This is a genomic window from Corynebacterium felinum (genome assembly GCF_030408755.1).
GTDB classification, from domain to species: Bacteria; Actinomycetota; Actinomycetes; order Mycobacteriales; family Mycobacteriaceae; genus Corynebacterium; species Corynebacterium felinum.
The window spans coordinates 1,684,038-1,698,326 of record NZ_CP047209.1; the positions used below are offsets into that span (position 1 = coordinate 1,684,038).

General features: G+C 51.5%; 12 protein-coding genes. 5 read left to right on the plus strand and 7 right to left on the minus strand.

What is annotated here, in order from left to right; all coding sequences use genetic code 11:
* Positions 1 to 25: 25 nt before the first annotated feature.
* The 4 genes from CFELI_RS07210 to tpx form a co-directional block, all read right to left on the minus strand.
* Positions 26 to 385 (minus strand): hypothetical protein, encoded by a 360-nt coding sequence (locus CFELI_RS07210; RefSeq protein ID WP_290258954.1) that lies wholly within the window; start codon positions 383 to 385, stop codon positions 26 to 28.
* A gap of 1,681 nt (positions 386 to 2,066) precedes the next feature.
* Positions 2,067 to 3,332 carry a histidine--tRNA ligase gene (hisS, locus tag CFELI_RS07215; RefSeq protein WP_277105571.1) on the minus strand — a complete coding sequence of 422 codons (1,266 nt, stop codon included), beginning with the start codon at positions 3,330 to 3,332 and terminating at the stop codon, positions 2,067 to 2,069.
* Between the two features lie 63 nt (positions 3,333 to 3,395).
* A complete protein-coding gene (locus CFELI_RS07220) occupies positions 3,396 to 4,034 on the minus strand; it encodes an MBL fold metallo-hydrolase (protein WP_277105570.1) in 639 nt (212 codons plus the stop codon).
* 112 nt (positions 4,035 to 4,146) lie between these two features.
* Positions 4,147 to 4,653, minus strand: coding sequence for a thiol peroxidase (gene tpx, locus CFELI_RS07225; protein ID WP_277105646.1), 507 nt, complete (start codon positions 4,651 to 4,653; stop codon positions 4,147 to 4,149).
* A 212-nt stretch (positions 4,654 to 4,865) separates the two neighbouring features.
* Between tpx and CFELI_RS07230 the strand changes: the two genes are divergently transcribed.
* From CFELI_RS07230 to CFELI_RS07245, 4 genes are all read left to right on the plus strand, one after another.
* Positions 4,866 to 5,747 (plus strand): peptidylprolyl isomerase, encoded by an 882-nt coding sequence (locus tag CFELI_RS07230; RefSeq protein WP_277105569.1) that lies wholly within the window; start codon positions 4,866 to 4,868, stop codon positions 5,745 to 5,747.
* A gap of 462 nt (positions 5,748 to 6,209) precedes the next feature.
* Positions 6,210 to 6,491, plus strand: coding sequence for a hypothetical protein (locus CFELI_RS07235; RefSeq protein WP_277105568.1), 282 nt, complete (start codon positions 6,210 to 6,212; stop codon positions 6,489 to 6,491).
* Between the two features lie 272 nt (positions 6,492 to 6,763).
* Entirely contained in the window at positions 6,764 to 7,117 is a 354-nt protein-coding gene (locus CFELI_RS07240) for a hypothetical protein (protein WP_277105567.1), read from the plus strand.
* 352 nt (positions 7,118 to 7,469) lie between these two features.
* On the plus strand, positions 7,470 to 7,916 hold the full coding sequence (locus CFELI_RS07245) for a hypothetical protein (RefSeq protein ID WP_277105566.1): 447 nt from the start codon (positions 7,470 to 7,472) through the stop codon (positions 7,914 to 7,916).
* 75 nt (positions 7,917 to 7,991) lie between these two features.
* Here CFELI_RS07245 and CFELI_RS07250 read toward each other — a convergent pair whose 3' ends face one another.
* From CFELI_RS07250 to CFELI_RS07260, 3 genes are all read right to left on the minus strand, one after another.
* A complete protein-coding gene (locus CFELI_RS07250) occupies positions 7,992 to 10,280 on the minus strand; it encodes a RelA/SpoT family protein (RefSeq protein ID WP_277105645.1) in 2,289 nt (762 codons plus the stop codon).
* A 160-nt stretch (positions 10,281 to 10,440) separates the two neighbouring features.
* Complete coding sequence (locus CFELI_RS07255) at positions 10,441 to 11,013, minus strand: adenine phosphoribosyltransferase (RefSeq protein WP_277105565.1); 573 nt, start codon at positions 11,011 to 11,013, stop codon at positions 10,441 to 10,443.
* 111 nt (positions 11,014 to 11,124) lie between these two features.
* Positions 11,125 to 12,699 carry an ABC transporter substrate-binding protein gene (locus CFELI_RS07260; protein WP_277105644.1) on the minus strand — a complete coding sequence of 525 codons (1,575 nt, stop codon included), beginning with the start codon at positions 12,697 to 12,699 and terminating at the stop codon, positions 11,125 to 11,127.
* Positions 12,700 to 13,390: 691 nt separating this feature from the next.
* Between CFELI_RS07260 and CFELI_RS07265 the strand changes: the two genes are divergently transcribed.
* On the plus strand, positions 13,391 to 14,185 hold the full coding sequence (locus tag CFELI_RS07265) for a transposase family protein (RefSeq protein ID WP_290258955.1): 795 nt from the start codon (positions 13,391 to 13,393) through the stop codon (positions 14,183 to 14,185).
* The last annotated feature ends 104 nt before the right edge of the window (positions 14,186 to 14,289 follow it).

Genomic DNA, 14,289 nt, shown 5'->3' on the forward strand with positions numbered 1-14,289 from the left:
CCTACACCTGTAAGTAAAAAACTGCCTACACCTGCAACCTTGAGATATTTGAGCGATTAAAAAGTGCCCCCACTACCCCAATACACAACGCCACAATTCCACTTACAACGAGCACAGATCCTGCCCCATACACTGGGTCAAACCCCGCACCTAAAAAGCCAAGAAACACCGACACCTGAATAACCAATATGTACTCCGGCATCTGGAAGGCACGCTGATCAGCGGCAATCCGTTTGAGCATAAACCCAGACATGCACGTGTGGTGCACACCGTTAGCAAGCACGATCAGCAACGCTGCAAGCACCAACTGCCACACGGTGTGCGCAAGCCCTATCGAAGCAATACCTGCACCAACGGCAGCTTCGGCGTTACCCATTTTTTCCACAATGACTGCAGATATAACGATTATTGGCAAGCGACAAACAATCGCGCGGCTTTCTTTGAAAACTTTTGAAAATAGGGTTGCAAAAATTATAGACATCGCTACAATTACACGCATGGAGCATGTGTCTTCTGGGAACCTGGTATTCCCAGCAGTAGCATGTCTCGGCCCCTTGAGTGCTGCGGCCTCTTGGGGCTGTTCAGTTTTCTAAGCCCCTGAGGTTTTCTCAGCAGAATTTCTTGTGGTTGAGGCGTAAGAAAACACGTGCGGTTTTGACGAAAATTGTAGTCACCTTCGAGCATAGGGATACACGCCGTAAAGCTTTGAGCTGTTTGAGCAGAGCGTCCGCTGGTGCTCGCAAACCTTTCACACGACGGTTCTACTCGTATTCGGCATCCACTAAATTCTTCCCCTTGATCGGCATGTGTACATTGTGAACTGCACCAATGTTTCCTTCGTTGGCAAGAATGTGGATATCGACGCTGTCTAATTCATTAAGGACATGGCTTACGCGCTGCGGTGATGTCCTGAACAGAGCTAGGGGACACTGGGGATCCCCATAGTGGATAGCCGCACTCGTCAGTTGGTGCCTGCACATTGCCACCAAACGCCTTGTACTTGCCGGAATACCACAGGCCAGGGCGACTCTTAGGGGGGTGTTCATGCTACCCGATCTGTTCGGATAGACGTTCCGGCCAGACAGACGAAAAGATTATTGTTCTCCTTGGCATGTTGTCGTACGACTATGAGGTGGGAGATTTTTAAGGAAACACCCTTCAGTGCTTCATGAATATGGCGATAACCTGATGCCTTGTGAAACACGTGCATCACAGGCAATGGCAGTAAAGCTTGTAGCTTCATAAATCTAGCGCAGAAGCATAATCCTTTTCGTCCAACAGGTTGTGGCACGTTGATGGGGACGGCGATCATGGCGTTTGCGGAGGGGGCGACACTAAGCACTGATGGTACGTGCAGTAGAAATTGGGACGAAAAAGTGTGGCAGAAACGCAAGTGTTGCGAACGTGTAGTTCGTAGCGGTGTGGTAACTATCGTGTAGCGCTTGGGTGAGGATCGCGTAGCGCTTTTTATCGCCAGTGATGTGACCTTTGGAGTAGCACCCAGCAACCCGGTTGCGCGCGATACATGGAAAGTTGCCTGCCGTGATTCTGAGCAGTTGATCAGGGCGTTGCTGTTACAAGGCATGTCTTGCTGCGACATTATTGCCTGAACTCGCGCATCATGTTGTGACGGGGTCTCTCTTGAAAAGGCTCATCGGTGTGATGATCCCAACATGCGCCTGAAACCGACAAGTCACAACTAAAGCAAAATCACCCTCAAGTCACCGAGGAACCTGACCCCGTTTAGTAGATCCAAAGGTGTCTTGAGGGTGCTACACGATGCCCACTCTGGCGCTACTCGATCGTTACCACACCGCTACGAAAAGCTCGTCCGGAACACGCAAGCACGCGGTGTTCCTTTCAGTTTGATTTTCCATTTAAAAAAACATTCTGAACTTGGAATCCCGCGTGCTTTCGCTATGACACACCCACCACTCCCCTAAAACCACTGGACAACGTTTCACAGGCAATTTTTTGGTGAGAAAAGCTCATTGTGTGCCGCGTTGGTTTAAGATACGCTGCACACGAAACTTTAACGCGCAGATAGCTCAGCCGTGGTTTCTTATTTAGCGGGTGACAAACTCGATGACCTTATCCAAGGACACCTCAGTTTGCTCTTGGTTGCGTAAGTCCTTGACAGCAACAACACCATTGTCGAGCTCACGGTCGCCGAGAACCAAAGCGTAGCGTGCACCGGCACGGTCAGCGCCCTTCATAGCACCCTTAAGTCCACGGTCACCATAAGACATATCGGCGCGTACACCGCTGGCACGCAACGAATCCAGCAGGCGCACCATGGCACGCTTTGCATCAGCACCCATAGCCACGCCAAAAACATCGACGCGGGAGCCGTCGGTCACGTGTTTCTTCTCAGCCTGAAGGGCAAGTAATGCGCGGTCCACACCCAAACCGAAGCCGATACCCGAAAGCTCTTGGCCACCGAGCTGAGCCATCAACCCGTCGTAGCGGCCACCGCCGCCAATACCGGACTGTGCGCCAAGTCCGTCGTGGACGAACTCGAAGCAGGTCTTAGTGTAGTAGTCAAGGCCGCGCACCATGCGAGGATTGATGATGTACCCCACCCCAAGATCGTCGAGCAAACCAGTGACGGTTTCAAAGTGGTTGCGGCACTCATCCGAGAGATAATCCAGCATCAACGGCGCATCGGCGGTCATAGCGCGTACTTCTTCGCGCTTATCATCGAGCACACGTAGCGGATTAATCTCAGCACGCTTACGGGTTTCTTCATCCAGTGGAAGATCAAACAGGAATTCCTGAAGCTTCTCACGGTACTGCGGGCGGCAAGTATTATCGCCCAAGCTAGTCAGTTCCAAACGGTATCCAGTCAAGCCAATGGACTTGAAGCAGCGATCTGCAAGGGCGATCACTTCAGCGTCAAGCGCAGGATCGTCAACACCGATTGCTTCAACACCTACTTGCTGCAGCTGGCGGTATCGCCCAGCCTGTGGGCGCTCGTAGCGGAAGAAAGGGCCATAGTAATTAAGCTTGATAGGCAATTGACCACGATCAAGATTGTGCTCAATGACCGCTCGCATCACACCAGCGGTACCCTCAGGGCGCAGGGTGACGGAGCGTTCGCCACGGTCGGCAAAGGTGTACATTTCTTTGCTCACCACATCGGTGGATTCGCCGACACCGCGGGCAAACAGGGAGGTTTCTTCGAAGACTGGAAGCTCAATGTGCTCGTATCCAGCAAGCCTAGCCTGATGCGCGAACATGTCACGAATGTGGATGAACTCGGCGGATTGCGGCGGGATATAGTCCGGCACACCTTTGGGTGCGGCAATTTTAGATAGCTTCTTATCAGTCACGTGAAATACCTTAATGCGTTCTGGTTGTGAAACGAAGTTGCGAAAGTGTGTTGCGCGCGAGTTTTATGGCAGTCGGGCGAGGAAGGGATTAGTGCGACGCTCCGCCCGCATGGTTGTCAATGGCCCGTGCCCGGGTAGTACTTGAAGCTCATCGGAAAGGGTGAGTACTTGATTTTTCAGGCTTTGATCCATAGCTTCTGGGTCGGACTGCATCAGGTCGGTGCGCCCGATTGAACCCTTGAATAGGACGTCGCCGGCGAACACTACTTCATCCCCCACAATGAGGACAGATCCTGGGGAGTGACCTGGGGCGTGGCGAATGTGGAAGATTTCACCCCCGATTTTCAGTTCGTCGCCATGACTCAGGTGGCGTAGATCTTTGATGGGGGTCATGTTGGCGGCGTCGAAAAGCACGCGGGATTCGGCGGACACCCCTTTGCCGTCTTCGAGCATGAACGCGTCACTGGGGTGGATGTAAACCGGCGCGTGATAGCGTGCAGCGAGGGTTCCGGCATCGCGGGTGTGGTCGATATGCCCGTGCGTGAGCAGGATTTGTTCGAGCGTCACGTTGTGCTCCTCGAAATACTCAACGAGGTAGTTGTAGGTGTGCATTCCGGGATCAATGACTGTGGCAGCACCGTCGTTGATCACCACGAAGCAGTTTGTTTTGTAGGGGCCAGAAGCGAAGCCGAAAATTTCCATGGTTACTACCCTAAAGCACAAGCCCCTGACCGTCGCACTTGTTGACCAAGAAAACTATCAGGGGCTTGACCCGCAGCACATGTTTACGGCATGCGAGAGCTTATTTTTCGTGTTAAGCGAGCTCTTCGAGGACTTCGAGCGCCTTGGAGTAGGTTGGTTCTGTGCCGATTTCTTCGACGAGTTCGGTGTGAAGCACGGTACCGTCGACGTCGGTGACGATCACTGCGCGGGCGTATAGGCCCTGGAGTGGGGAGTCGGTGAGCAGTACGCCGAAGTCTTCGCCGAAGCTGGAGCGGAATCCGGAGCCGGCCATGACGTTGTCGATACCTTCAGCCCCGCAGAACCGTGCGTGTGCGAATGGTAGGTCAGCGGATGCGCACACAACTGCGGTGTTGTCGAGTTTGGTCACTGCTTCGTTGAAGCGGCGAACGGATTGTGCGCAGATTCCGGTGTCGATGCTGGGGAAAATGTTGAAGATAACGCGCTTTCCGGCAAGGGTGGCGTTGGTGATGTCGGCCAGATCCGCGCCGACGAGGCTGAATTCTGGGATGGTGGATCCTACTTCGGGCAGGTTGCCGTTGGTGTTTGCTTCTGTACCTTTGAAATGAGTTTTAGCCATGACAACAGCGTAGTCGGATTGTGCGTATCGTGCCATTATTTTTTCGCGTATCGACGTCGTCTGCACACCGTGAGTGAGTGTGTATGATCCCCCCGCTTACGTTCGTGCCTTGGCGTGATGGTTTTTGTCCGGACTAGAATATTTTGGATGTGTACACGTATCCGTGATGGGTGCGTGTGGGAATCACGTTTTTCTAGATTAAGGAAATTTTAGTGAGCGATAATTCAAAACGCCGCGCTGAAGCTATGCGTAGCTTGGAATCAGCGATCGCTTCGCGCGATCGTTCGGAGAAATTAAAGCCTTTAGGCCTGATTCTTATGGCTGCGGCTGCCATTGCAATAATTGTTGGTGGCATTGTGTGGGCAACGTTGTACACAGGTGGTTCGAAGGAAGAGACTGTCGCTTCCGAAACGCAGGCCGCACCAGTAACAACAGAGGAAATGACAACGCCTACGTTGCCACCTACTGAGCCACTGGCACTTGCGCGTGCACAGGCTTTGCCTGAGACGGTCACCTGTGAGTACAAGGATTCTGGTGAGGCTGCGAAGGAAATTTCGAAGCCTGCAACGAAGGACGTTCCTGCAACTGGCACTGTCAATGTTGTGTTGAACACTAACCAGGGTGAGGTTCCACTTGAGCTGGATCGTTCGGTTTCGCCTTGTACTGTGAATGCGATTGAGCATTTTGCAAAGGAAGGCTACTACGACAACACTGTGTGCCACCGTTTGACCACCAGCGAGGGTCTGAAGGTGCTGCAGTGTGGTGATCCTTCCGGCACTGGCGCAGGCGGCCCTGGCTTTAACTTCAAGAACGAGTACCCCACTGATGAGTTTGAGGGACAGGATGCTTTGAATCCTGTGAAGTACCCACGTGGCACGATCGCGATGGCGAATGCCGGGGCTGATACGAATGGTTCCCAGTTCTTCTTGAACTACGGCGATTCTCTACTACCTCCTGCGTACACCTATTTCGGCAAGATTTCCGATTCGGGCCTGAAGGTCTTGGATGCGATTGCTGCTGAGGGCGTGGCGGAAGGTGGTGCCGATGGCGCCCCAGCCAAGGAAGTGAAGATCACGAAGGCTGAAGTGAAGTAGCTTCCCCATTGCTACTGAAAATCCTGCACGGGTGAATCAACTTGTGCAGGATTTTTCTCATTGTTAATAACCCCAACATATCAGCAGGAAAAGTGCTTTCAGGCTACGTCACACAATCACTACTGAGTCAAGCCTGTTGTTACTGCTTTCGTAATTTCAATTGTTATGAGCCCTTGCCCATAACTGCATGTGAGAATGGTTTTCTTTGCTATATGTCCACTCCACATCTTTATTGTTCACGGTGCAGTGATGCTAAACACCTTGCTAAAAGCAATCTTTCGGCCTATCTTGTTTCAAGAGACCCGCTTCATCAGTAACAAAGCTGAGTGAGGGTCACGATATCTAATACAAGGATCGTGTTCGACCTGCTTTTTATTCCGTTTTTCTCTGACGATGATATGGAAAGCTCGTTGTCTGATCCCTTAGCTTTACTCACACTTTTCTTTCGAAAGTAGGCATTGCATGAAGCGCTTCGTCCGCACTTCCGTTGCAGCTATGGCTGTGACAGCAACCCTTGCTACCGCAACTGTTGCGGCTCCAGCATTCGCGCAGGACACCACCACTGCGACCACTACCGAGGCTCCAGAAAGCAAGGAATCCGTACTTGATGGTTTGACAACTATGTCCACCGATGACACCGGTCTCATCAGTCCTTCCAAGATTCGTGAGCTGCTCCAGTTGATCGAGACCATCGTTCGTACTTTGACTTCTTTGACCAACTTCGCGGGTAACCTCGGACGTTAATACATCATCTCTCCTCGTTCCGGGGGAAGAGGTGAAGAAATCTATGCTTATTGTCCCACTGTGGTTCGAAGTTCTTTTTCGATTTCTCTGGGATTGTGAGCGCGGATGTCCAGAAAACTCCATATGGCGAGCCTCAGTTACTAAACTTCTGTGAAGAAGTTTTGGTGTTTCGCTTCTTTTAGTAGATTATTTCGTGTATTCTACATTCCAGCTTCTGATAAGCATTTTCGCTTTCAGATCATCCCATTCTTTTATTCATCGAAGGATTCTTTATGAAGATCACCCGCAAGGCCATTGTTTCCTTGGCCGCTGCTGCTGCAATCTCCACTGGTGCTTTCACTCCTGTCATGGCGCAAGACACATCTGACAGCCTCGCTCAGGAGATCCAGAAGTGCAAGGAAAAGTTCCCAGACACCACCAAGACTGATTACAAGAACTGCGTGGAGAAGGCCGAAAATGATCGTTTAACTTCCACTGAGAAGCTGCGCCAGGGCTCCAAGGACGACAAGGGCAACGTTTCTCCTAAGAAGATCGGTGAGTGGATCGCGATCATCGGCACCGTGATCACCGTGCTGACCTCCCTGCTCGGCTTCTTCGCCAAGCTGCCAAACATGTTCAAGGCTTAGTTTTTCAGGCTTTGTAAACATAAAAGTCTTACATCCTCAGACTTTAACCTAGACTCAGCCACCCTACTGCACACCAACGGCAGGGTGGCTTTCGTCTACACACGCACCCCCTCGCTGGGTCGAGCAGTCGGCGTAACGATTTTGCTCGTTCATTCGACACTTAAGAAAAAGGTGCTTTCAGTGCCTTTGATTTAGCTGGTGCGTCTCGCATCATGAATCAAGCTAGACCCCCCCTTGCTCTTGCTTCTCACCCATAAAGCAATTATCCTTTTGCAAGGAAAACACATCTACTCCCGTTATCGGTGTCTCTAGTACGACGCCTCACAGACCTCCAAGGAATTAACCCTTTAGCATGAAGAACATCACCCTCAAGGCCAGCCTTGCCGCCGTTACCGCTGTTTCTGTCGCACTGGGCACCGTTACCGTTCCAGCAATAGCAACTGAAAGCACAACCACCCCTAGCGTCACTGCGGCCGCTACCACCACTACCACTAAACCGGCCAATGAAAGTGCTACTCCAAGTACTACCAGCACTTCTAGTGCTCCTACTTCTGAGCCAGAAAAGCCAGCAAGCGGTAGCTCGATCGATCGCAGCACCATCTTGACCATCATCAACTTCCTCACCGGCGGTAAGTTCTCCACCATCTTGGGTTTGAGCAAGGACTCCGGCGAAGATGAAGACACCCCACAAACTCCTATGCAGGAGGCAACCGCATGGATCAAGATCATCGGTAGCGTTCTCACAGCTCTCGCTGGTGTGATCGGCTTAATCGGGGCAGCACAAGGCTTGCGTCGCTAAGCACACCTGAAAATCGAATCAGCCGGGGTATCTACTACAGATACTCCGGCTGAACGTATTTAATGGCTGAGAAAACTATCCACCAGAAGTGACGCGGTAGACATCGAATACGCCCTCGGTATTTCGCAGCTGCGTCATCAGCGAACCCAACTGCTTGGTATCCGATACTGTGAAGGTGAAACGTACTGTCGCAATATGGTCCTCCGTGGCGTGAGAACTCATGGCCACCACTGCTACCTTCTGCTCATTAATAACCCTCGTGAGCTCCATAAGCAGCCCAGTACGATCGAGGGCCTCCAACTGCAACGTAGCTTGGAAGACCGATCCCTGGCCTTCTGAAGCCCACGACACAGAAATCATACGCTGAGGCTCTTCCTTCAACTTATCGGCATTCGTACAATCCGTACGGTGCACACTGACACCGCCACCACGAGTCACGAAACCAAAAATCTGGTCACCAGGAACCGGCATACAACACTTGGCCAACTTCGCCATCACATCCGGCGAACCCTCCACCAAAATCCCAGCACCATCCGAGGTTTGTGCCTTCGCCTTTGAAGAGATCAGCTCAGAGAACGGAGTGCGAGACACCAACGTATCGGCGGCATCTTCAATATCGCCAAATGCAGCCATCAAGCGATTAGCCACATGTCCTGCAGAAATTGAGCCAGAACCAATAGCGGTGTACAGCGCATCAACATCGGCATAGTGAAGCTCTTGAGCCACCGTCTTCATCGACTGCGCAGTAAACAACCTATGCATCGGCAATCCACCACGCTGCACCTCAGCAGCCAAGGCATCACGGCCAGCCTCTAAGTACTCTTCACGCCGTTCCTTGGCAAACCACTGGCGAATCTTCGCCTTCGCGCGAGGAGAGATAACGAAATCTTGCCAATCTCGCGACGGTCCAGCACTCTGATCCTTGGAAGTGAAAATCTCGACACGGTCGCCACTCTTTAACTTCGATTCAAGCGCAACGAGCTTGCCATTAATCTTGGCACCAATACACCTATGCCCCACTTCTGTATGCACCGCATACGCGAAATCAACAGGGGTGGCATCCACCGGCAAATTCACCACATCACCCTTCGGGGTGAACACAAAAATTTGCTGGGAGGTGAGATCATAGCGCAGCGAATCCAAGAACTCGTTTGGATCAGCAGCTTCCTTCTGCCAGTCCAACAGCTGGCGCATCCACGCCATCTGATCAACCTCAGCGTCACCCTGACTATGATTGCCCTTAGTTTCCTTATAGCGCCAGTGCGCGGCAATGCCATACTCTGCGTTGAAATGCATCTCGTGGGTACGAACCTGCACCTCAAGGGGCTTTCCGCCCTCACCCATCACAGTGGTGTGCAACGACTGATACACGCCAAACTTCGGATTGGAAATATAATCCTTAAACCTGCCAGGCATTGCCGCAAACAACGAATGCACAACACCAATAGCGGCATAACAATTATTGACAGAATCAACCAAAATGCGAATTCCCACGAGATCAAAAATCTCGTCAAAATCCTTCCCCCGCACAATCATCTTCTGATAAATCGACCAATAATGCTTCGGACGCCCCATCACCTCAGCATCAATATGATTCTCCTTCAAACCCTGCTGAAGAAGCGACGTAATCTCCCGCAAATACCGATCCCGTGACGGCGCACGATCCGCAACAAGACGAACCACCTCGTCATACTTCTTCGGGTACAAAATAGCGAAAGAAAGATCCTCCAACTCCCACTTCACACTCGCCATACCCAGACGGTGCGCCAACGGAGCAATAACCTCCAACGTTTGGCGAGCCTTCTTCGCCTGCTTCTCCGGCGGCAAGAAACGCATCGTGCGCATATTGTGCAAACGGTCGGCAACCTTAATCACCAACACACGCGGATCGTGAGCCATAGCCACGATCATCTTCCGAATAGTCTCAGCCTCAGCCGCCGCACCCAGAGCAACCTTATCGAGCTTAGTCACGCCGTCGACAAGCCTAGCAACCTCATCCCCGAAATCGCGAGCAAGATCCTCTAAAGAATAATCCTCACAATCCTCCACCGTGTCATGCAAAAACGACGCAATAATCGTGGTCGTATCCATGCCAATCTCAGCCGCAATAGTCGCAACCGCCAACGGATGCGTAATATACGGCTCCCCCGACTTGCGAAACACCCCCTCATGCAACCGCTCAGCAGTATCATACGCACGCGACAACGCCTCAACATCCGCCTTCGGATGAAACTCACGGTGAATGCTCAGCAACGGCTCCAACACCGGATTCACCCGAACCCGATTACCCGTCAAACTTCGCGCCAAACGCGCCGACATGCTCCGCATAGTAGTAGGTTGCTTAACACTGCGCTGCTGATTCATCTTGTGCTGCATGCCTTTCACTCAACAAAAGCCTTAAACGACAATTCTAGGCAGAAGAACGACATTCACAAGAATGCGGGGTAACCCCCAACCCCACACCCACTCCACGGACAACGCTCCTACCAACCATCAGCCCGTGCACACACCACAACACCACAACTTAAGAATCCACATTCACCACAAACACAGGAGCTTGTTGCAAACGCTCACGCGCCCCCAAACCCTCAACTTCTAACACAACCCCATAGCCAACAACCTCTCCACCCAGCTCGGAAATCAACTCACTCGCAGCAACCAACGTGCCACCAGTAGCCAACACATCATCAATCAACGCTACCTTCTTACCCCCAAGCTCAATGCCTGAAGAAGGCAACTCCAACGCCGCAGTACCATACTCCAACGCATACGTTTTCGTATACACAGGAGGCGGAAGTTTCCCCTTCTTGCGGATCGCCAAAATCCCCAAACCCAACTTATAAGCCACTGCCGAACCCAACAAGAAACCTCGCGCATCCAATCCCCCCACCATGTCAGCGCCCCACTCACGAACCTTCGCCGCGAGGGCGTCGACAAGCAAAGCAAACGCCTCCCCATCCGCCAACACAGGGGTCAAATCCTCAAAAACAATCCCCTCTGCAGGGAAACCCGGCACAAACCTTGTCTTCTTCGCCAACGCATCACGAGCATCAACGTACGAACGAACATCAGTGGTGGTCATATCAGACTCAGTCATGGAAAAAAATTTGCTCCCAGTGCACACAACAACAACGAAACTACACCCTAAAAAATACGGGGTGACAAGCACTAATGCCAAATTCACCCCGCACAAAGCACAAGCTGAATACTAGTTATGCAAATTCTCTTCCTGCCAACGATCCATATTCCAACCAATACCATACAGATCAGTATTTTCCACCACATTACGAACCGTCTTATCCACGATAAAGACACGTGGCTCCGGCGCAATAGGAATCGTTTGCATCAACTCCCAACTCTCATGCTCAGCAGCACGCGCAGCCTCAATATCATCACTCAAACGCGGCGCATGCGGAAACCAGAACATCGGATCAACCGCCTGTAAAATAGCATCAGCACCGCCTTCAGTATAAGTCTCAAAACCTGCGGCATTCGTGAACGTCTCACTGAGCATATTCAACGCCTGCGCCCCCACCGACACATCCACAACAGTAATACCTGCGGGGGCACAACTATCGGCAATCGCGCGCACCATTGCAGCCTTACGCTCATCAGTTCCGTAATACCCAATTCGAACGATTTGTCCCCGCAAACGTTCAGCAGTAGGAATATCCACCGCCACCCGGTGGTCGATGATGTCATGGAAATGCGCAATCACCGGATCTTCAGGACGCACAGTACGCGCCAACGTCGGCTTCAACTCCACCCCAGATTCCTGGGAGCTCACCTCAGCCAGCTTTGCTTGATCCACGCACGCTGCGAAAGCGCGACGATTCTCTACATCGTAAAAAACACCCGCAGTCGCCAACACCAGCTGCTCGCTCAAAATACCCGCGGTGGTCTTTAACCGGTATGGATTCTTCGGATCATTACGATCCACCCAATTGGAATCCCGCACTGCATCAACCTCAGCCAACTGAAGATTACCTTCTGTAGCCAGCCGCTTTAAATCAGTACCTTTGGGCCACAGCACCAATTTATCATTTACAGCTTTCTCACCGTAGTAATTCTCGTTTCGAACTAGAGTCACTTCCCCTTCAGGCCCCACAGAATCTACCTTGAATGGGCCAGCACTGACTTGCAAGATCGGATCCAACACGCCGAGATCAAAACCATGGTTCCAAATATCCGCAATTGGCTGTAACCGTGCAGGATCACCTGAATTCAGTGCCTCATTGAGCTTCGGTAAATCCATATTTAGCTTCCGTGCAATCGCATGTGCCGGCATCAGCGTACCCGCCGCAAACAGCTGGCGCCAGCGCGGACCAAAATCATGCTTAAACACCACTGTGGCTAATTTCGTCCCCGGCACACACTCAACACGCTCCACTTGCTCATGTAGTGGCATTGAGGAATCAAACATCGGGCGCGTTGTGGCGGCGACTTGGGTTAATAAGAAAGAATCGCAGGTTACTGGCGCACCATCGGAATACTGTGCCTTATCAGAAATACGCAACTGCAAACGCTTCGTCTCACCCGGCAGTGGGCGTGCCTGCACCAAATCCGTATTCGGAATCCGCTGCCCCTTTGGCCCGGTGACATAGACACCTGGGTAGAGTCGGCCGGCTAACTGATGCGCGTTCGTGGACACGCCTTCATTGGATCCAGCATTTGTGGTAACCAAATAATCATCAATGGCATAACCGAAAAACTCATGACTCGACGACTGCTTAGGATCCCTTGACGAAGAACATCCCGTTAGCACCAACGCGCAGACCATCATCGATGACACCAACACCCTAGCACCGCGTTTGAACGAACCTAGATTGGGTTGCCAACTATTACTGCCCACGATGAACGGTCACATCCTTTAAAAATCAGAATTAAAAACACACACGCGTCACACCCACCATATGGTTGGGCAAAAAGCGCATGCCCACGAGTCTAGTCGCGCTTGGGGCACAATCCCCCAAACACCACCGAAACTGTGACCCTGATTAATATCGCAACCGCACTGTGCCTAGCACCAAAAAAATTGAGCTAGTAACCAGGGTCAGATACTCCCCTATGCCGATTGCATAAGGGAAGACCCCACTCATCGACAGCCTCGTAGGATGGGTTTTCAAGCCCTGCCCAATCCAGCTCAATAGCCCAATCAGTAGTCGCTTCCAATTCCCGATACAACCGATCAATCGCCTTGATACTCGCTTCGGAAATATCTTTGCACGTACAAAAATAGCCGATCCAATCGTCAAAATCTTCACGTGTAGGGTTAAAATAAAGGATAGGTCTTTCTCCACTCCCGAAGCTATCACGAACTCGGCGCTCAATGAGGTTTTCTCACCGGGGAAATGCGTTTGAAACGCTGACCTGTGGTTTTGGGGGTTTTGTGGGTGTGTCGTAACGAAAGCACGCGGGGTTCTTACTCAGAATGGTTTTTGATACAGGAAAATCAAACTGAAAGGAACTCCCGCGTGCTTCGCTATTCTGCCACACTTGACGTCCCAATTTCCACTGCACGTACCATCAGCGCTTGGCTTCAAGCTCATCGCCGTCGACATGACCTTCGCCCCCATCAACGTGCCACAACGTGTTGGGAGCAAGCAATTATGCTTCTACGCTGGCTTTATGAAGCAACAAGTATCGCTACTATTGCTCGTGATGCTCGTGTTTCACAAGCCACAGGCTACCGCTACATCCATGAAGCACTCAGGGTTGTTTCCGCCAAATCTCCCACCCTCATCGACGCACTACGCCATGCCAAGGACGCCAATAATCTTTTCGTCTGCCTTGACGGAACACTCATCCGAACAGACCGCGTAGCGAGAAAGAACCCGAAAAACCGTCACGATCTGTGGTATTCCGGAAAACATAAGGCATTTGGTGGCAATGTACAGGTGCTCACTGACGAGAGTGGGTACCCACTATGGGTATCCTCAGTATCTCCTGGATCAACCCACGACATCACAGCAGCGCGTGAGCATGTTCTTGATGCAATAAGCACTGTTGATATTTGCGTTCTTGCCGACAAAGGCTACATTGGTGCAGGTCACAACGTACACACACCGATCAGAGGAAGGAATCTGGCAGATGACGAATACGAGTACAACCGTCGTCTTAACGGTTTGCGAGCACCATCAGAACGAGCAAACGCCATGCTCAAACAACTCAAAGCACTACGGCGTGTAACACTATGCCCTAAAACCATTACAGCCATCGCAAAAACTGCTTTAGTCGTCCTACACCTAGCCCGCAAAATACTCTGGTGAGAAAACCTCAATCTCCTCAACAACTTCGTTGGAAAAAGAATCGGAACCTTCTGTATGAATAATCACCATTGGGTCAATAGACATTTACTTTTCTTTCCTTTCTG

Bases quoted from the DNA above. Each gene is read 5' to 3' on its own strand.
- CFELI_RS07220 (WP_277105570.1), bottom strand. From the start codon at position 4,034: ATGGAAATTTTCGGCTTCGCTTCTGGCCCCTACAAAACAAACTGCTTC.
- tpx (WP_277105646.1), bottom strand. From the start codon at position 4,653: ATGGCTAAAACTCATTTCAAAGGTACAGAAGCAAACACCAACGGCAAC.
- CFELI_RS07235 (WP_277105568.1), top strand. From the start codon at position 6,210: ATGAAGCGCTTCGTCCGCACTTCCGTTGCAGCTATGGCTGTGACAGCA.
- CFELI_RS07240 (WP_277105567.1), top strand. From the start codon at position 6,764: ATGAAGATCACCCGCAAGGCCATTGTTTCCTTGGCCGCTGCTGCTGCA.
- CFELI_RS07245 (WP_277105566.1), top strand. From the start codon at position 7,470: ATGAAGAACATCACCCTCAAGGCCAGCCTTGCCGCCGTTACCGCTGTT.
- CFELI_RS07250 (WP_277105645.1), bottom strand. From the start codon at position 10,280: ATGAATCAGCAGCGCAGTGTTAAGCAACCTACTACTATGCGGAGCATG.
- CFELI_RS07255 (WP_277105565.1), bottom strand. From the start codon at position 11,013: ATGACTGAGTCTGATATGACCACCACTGATGTTCGTTCGTACGTTGAT.
- CFELI_RS07260 (WP_277105644.1), bottom strand. From the start codon at position 12,699: ATGATGGTCTGCGCGTTGGTGCTAACGGGATGTTCTTCGTCAAGGGAT.